This is a genomic window from Oleiphilus sp. HI0061 (assembly GCF_001635675.1).
In genome coordinates this window covers 1-553 of record NZ_LWFE01000106.1, presented here as the reverse complement: position 1 = coordinate 553, position 553 = coordinate 1, and the positions used below count along the sequence as shown (strand labels likewise).

Annotated in this window: 1 protein-coding gene; it reads right to left on the bottom strand. The window is 47.9% G+C overall.

What is annotated here, in order from left to right:
• A partial coding sequence (locus A3735_RS30045; protein WP_197485575.1) for a hypothetical protein occupies window positions 1-553 on the bottom strand: 553 nt, incomplete at both ends.

The window sequence follows — 553 nt, the reverse complement described above, 5'->3', positions numbered from 1 at the left end:
TTCAACAAAGTCTAAGCCATCATCCGGTTCTGCTTCGGGTTCTTCTTCCACCTCAGCACTCGCTTCAGTTTCTACATCTTCTGCAATTTCTTCAACATCCTGATCGCTCAGGATTTCTGTTTCTTCAACTTCCTCTTCTTCCTCTTTCGCCTGACGCTTTTTAAGCAAATAGAAGGCTAAGCCACCCAAGAGCAAGCCCCCTAGAACACCGCGGCCGATAATAAACCAAATCATCATATCGTCTTCTGACTCTTCTACCAGCTCTTCTTCCGCTTCGGGCTCTTCAACAGGCTCTTCCACCTCTTCCTTAACGGGCTCTTCGGCTGGCTGAGGCAGCTCTTCTTTCGCTTCCTCTTTAGGTTCTTCAGCTTTCGGCTCTTCTACCTTTTCTTCCGCAATTGCCTCTGCAGGCAACTCTTCTGGGGCATCTTCTTGCTCGTTCACTGACACGATATTATTTGAAGCACCCGCCGGTATCGGGAACTCAGCCTCAAAAGGCTTAGGCTTGAACTTGAATTTCTTTCCTTCAATCGTCTCGGCCTTTACCTTAACA